We start from the raw sequence: 3,648 nt of genomic DNA, 5'->3' as shown, positions 1-3,648 counted from the left end.
CAAGACGAACATCATCGACCACCCGGAGACGATCGCGGACCGCCTCGAGCGCGCTCCCGGTGACGCCCGTTACGAGCGGTGCGTTTTCGGGGGCGACGTGGGCCTTGTCGCGGGCGATCTCCTCGACGGTGTCGCCGAGGATTCCCGTGTGCTCCAGGGTGACGCTCGTGACCGCACTCGCGACGGGATCGACGACGCTGGTGGCGTCGTACTTGCCGCCGATGCCGACCTCGAGAACGGCGATATCGACGTCTTCGCGGCCGAAGCGCCACAGCGCCATCGCGGTCATCGCCTCGAAGAAGGTGGGGGACTCGCCGTCGGCGGCTCGGTCGGTGATGTACTTGCGAACCGCCTCGACGTACTCGCAGACGGCCGACCGGGGGATCTTCCGCCCGTCGACGCGGACCCGCTCGCGGAGGTCCTCGAGGTGTGGCGAGGTGTAGAGACCGACGGAATAGCCGGCTTCCCGCAGGGTCCGCTCGAGCATTCGAGCCGTGCTCCCCTTGCCGTTGGAGCCGGCGATCTGAACGAAATCGACGGTTTCGTGGGGGTCCTCGAGGTGGGCCAGCAGCCGGGCCGTCGATTCGGTGCCCGGCTTCGGGCGGAACCGCCGCAGATCAAATACGAAGTCCGCCGCCTCGTGATACTCCATATCGATACCAGAGTGGCCGATCGTTTTTGAGTATTCTGTTCGGACGGCGGTCTTGAGACGGTCTGTTGTAACGATTACCCGGAGCAACCGCAGGATGGTTCGCGGTTGCTCCGGAACTGATTGACAGGAGCCCGTATGACGCTTCGACCCGACCCGGTCGAGAACGGTACCGCCGCTCGAGCGAATCGAGTACCGAGAACCGCTTCGATTACCGAATCGACAGCTGAAATGCGAGAGGTGGACTCACTACTGGCTCGAGGCGGTTTCGATTCCGTTCGGGTTCACGGTTGATCACTGACTGCCGCCGTCACGGTTCGATCGCCGATCGCACTCACGCATTTCGGAGGCCCGTCGGCGGCCGGCGGATCAGCCCGTCGAACAGGGCGAGCGAGGCGACGGCGACACCGCCGAGAAGGGCCGTTTCGACGGAGAGATCGAGGACGAGACCCGCGAGGCCGGCCACTGCGAACGCAATCGGAATCAGTCCGAGCAAGAGATCGTATCGGTCGATCGCCGGGACGTACTCGGCAAGTCGAGCGACGCTACCAATGCCGGTAATGTCTCTCTGCACCATTCGTTCTCACCTCCGGACGGCTGTACGACGGCGATCCACTAAAATCGTTCGCCACCGAACGGCTCAGGGCGCATCTATGCCCCTCTCCAACCGTCTTATCCGATCTAAGAGAACGGGACTATCGGTTTCGTCACCGCTCCGCGTCGATCGGATCCGATTCGGGCACCCTCGTCGACCGATGGCTCGGCGTCACTCGACGGGTTGCTCCCTCGCGAAACCGTCTTCGCCGTGCTCGCGAGTGATCTCGAGGAACGCGTCCTCGAGACTGCGGGCGTCACCGGTCTCGGCGCGGGTCTTGAGCGTCTCGGGGTCGCCCTCGGCGACGAGTCTCCCGTCGTGGAGGACGCCGATCTCGTCGGCGAGTTCGTCGACCACGGGGAGGATGTGCGTCGAGAGGAAGATCGTCATCTCTCGATCGGCGAGATCGGCGATCGTGTCTCGCATGGTCCGTGCCGCGCGCGGATCGAGTCCGCTGGTCGGTTCGTCGAGGAAAGCGACGTCGGGTTCGTGCAACACCGCCTGGATGACGCCGACCTTCTGGCGCATCCCCTTCGAGTAGTCCTCGATGCGCTTGTTCGCGTCCGCCAGCAGATCGAAGCGCTCGAGTAGCGACTCGATGCGCTCGTCAGCCTCCGCGTCGGGCATATCGCGGAGGCCGGCGGCGTACTCGAGCTGTTCTCGGCCGGTGAGTTCGTCGTAGACCGGCGGCTCCTCGGGCAGGTAGCCGATGTGCGGGGTGACGGACTCGCGCTCTGCGATCGAGTGGCCGGCGACGCGGGCCGTCCCCGCGGTCGGTTTGGTCAGCGTCGTCAGCATGCGCATCGTGGTCGTCTTCCCCGCGCCGTTCGGACCGAGGAAGCCGTAGACTGATCCTCGCTCGACGTCCATCGTGAGATCGTCGACGGCGGTCGTCTCGCCGTACCGCTTCGTCAGTCCGTCCGTTTCGATGGCGAGGGCGTCGATAGGGCTCATACGCGTCCTTTCGGCGGTATATAATTAAAGGTGTGTCATGTTCGGCCGCCGTCGGCAACCCCTGTGGCGGGTGGGAGAGCGTTCGACTCGCGGCCGTCCGGAGCGGGACGACGACTCGACGCCCGATCGAAGTGGACGACGACTCGATCGAGTCGATCGACGGAATCGGATGACAGAAATCCAAAGGGTTTACTGGCAGCACGACGCGGATTCGACTATGCACGCTGCCATATCGCCTTTCGACCGCTCGAGTCGAGGTGGGCCCTGATGGCTCACGCGTCCGCTACCGTCGCCGGAACCGAGCTCCGACGGACCGTCCGAGCGGTCGTCGGCAGTCGGACGAAACTGCTCACGATAGCAGTGGTCGCGCTGATCGCGCTCGGCCCGATCACGGCCGTCGGCCTGCTCCTGTTGCCGGAACTGGGCGAGCAGGCCGCCGCCGCATCCCTCACCACGGACACCGCCGCAACGGTGACCGAGTACGTGACCGGCGGCGTTGCGGTCCTGTGGGTGTTCCTGGTGATGATGTCGATCATGCGGACCGTGACGACCGTCGCCGACGTCGACGAACCGGCCTTTCTCCTGTTGTCGACGGCGGTCCGGAACTCCGTCGTCGGTATCGTCGCCGCAGAAACCGCACTCTACGCGGGCGTTCTGATACCCGTCACGGTGCTTTTCGCCGGCGCGTTCGCGTACGGCGCGGGGACGGTGCTTCCGGTACTCGTCGCGCCGTTACTGGTCGCCCTCCTCCTGCTCACCGCCATCCCCGTCGGATTCGTCGTCGGCATCTGGGTCCGCCACCTGATCACGGTCTACGAGCCGGTCGCCCGGTATCGAACGCTCCTGTTCGCCGCGTTCTGGGTCGTCTACTTCGGCGCGATCGCGACCGGCGGACTGAACGCGGTCATGTGGTCGCTGTTCACGACGTTACAGACCAGCCCGCTCGGGTGGCCCGGCCACCTGCTGCTGGTCGGGGTCCCCGGTATCGACCCGTCGACGGTCGGTATCGCCGGTGCGGTCGCCGGATCCGCCCTCCTCGTCGGGGTCGCCTTCGTCGCCAGCGTCCCCTCCGCACAGCGCCACTGGTTCGCGGATCCGGCACGCACCGACGACGAGGACGTCGACGAAGAGGCGTCGTCCGACCGACTCGCCGGGCTCCTCTCGGGAACCGTCTCGCGACCGGTCCGGACGGTGGCGGTGACGGCGGTTCGTCGGACGAAGCGAGCGCCGATCCGATTGGCGTACGCCGGCTACCCACTTCTCGGCGCGCTCGGCTTCATCCAGCAGATCATCGAGAGCGGCACGATCCCCTCGTTCATGGCCGTCATGTTCTGTCTGTACGAGGTCTGGGCGGCCGGCGTCCTGTTCACGCTCAACCCGCTCGGCGACCTCGGACCGGCCCTGCCCGCCGTCGTCACGTCGACGCTCACCGGCCGGCAGGCGATCCGCG

5 protein-coding genes are annotated in these 3,648 nt (G+C 66.0%); 2 read left to right on the top strand and 3 right to left on the bottom strand.

Annotated features, from left to right (window positions below):
- The 3 genes from PGX04_RS11200 to PGX04_RS11190 form a co-directional block, all read right to left on the bottom strand.
- Positions 1 to 652: bifunctional folylpolyglutamate synthase/dihydrofolate synthase (locus PGX04_RS11200; RefSeq protein WP_273738580.1), on the bottom strand; the 652-nt coding region annotated here is incomplete at its 3' end.
- 331 nt (positions 653 to 983) lie between these two features.
- Complete coding sequence (locus PGX04_RS11195; protein WP_273738579.1) at positions 984 to 1,226, bottom strand: DUF8015 family protein; 243 nt, start codon at positions 1,224 to 1,226, stop codon at positions 984 to 986.
- Positions 1,227 to 1,415: 189 nt separating this feature from the next.
- Positions 1,416 to 2,198 (bottom strand): ABC transporter ATP-binding protein, encoded by a 783-nt coding sequence (locus PGX04_RS11190; protein WP_273738578.1) that lies wholly within the window; start codon positions 2,196 to 2,198, stop codon positions 1,416 to 1,418.
- A 32-nt stretch (positions 2,199 to 2,230) separates the two neighbouring features.
- Here PGX04_RS11190 and PGX04_RS11185 point away from each other — a divergent pair, with 32 nt between their 5' ends.
- Positions 2,231 to 2,371 carry a hypothetical protein gene (locus PGX04_RS11185; protein WP_273738577.1) on the top strand — a complete coding sequence of 47 codons (141 nt, stop codon included), beginning with the start codon at positions 2,231 to 2,233 and terminating at the stop codon, positions 2,369 to 2,371.
- Positions 2,372 to 2,465: 94 nt separating this feature from the next.
- Positions 2,466 to 3,648, top strand: a 1,183-nt coding sequence (locus tag PGX04_RS11180) for a hypothetical protein (RefSeq protein ID WP_273738576.1), incomplete at its 3' end; no start/stop codon positions are given.

The sequence above is a fragment of the Natrinema soli genome, from assembly GCF_028618695.1.
The sequence above is the reverse complement of the archived record's forward strand: the minus strand, read 5'-3'. Positions and strand labels throughout refer to the sequence as shown.

Bases quoted from the DNA above. Each gene is read 5' to 3' on its own strand.
- PGX04_RS11190 (WP_273738578.1), bottom strand. From the start codon at position 2,198: ATGAGCCCTATCGACGCCCTCGCCATCGAAACGGACGGACTGACGAAG.
- PGX04_RS11195 (WP_273738579.1), bottom strand. From the start codon at position 1,226: ATGGTGCAGAGAGACATTACCGGCATTGGTAGCGTCGCTCGACTTGCC.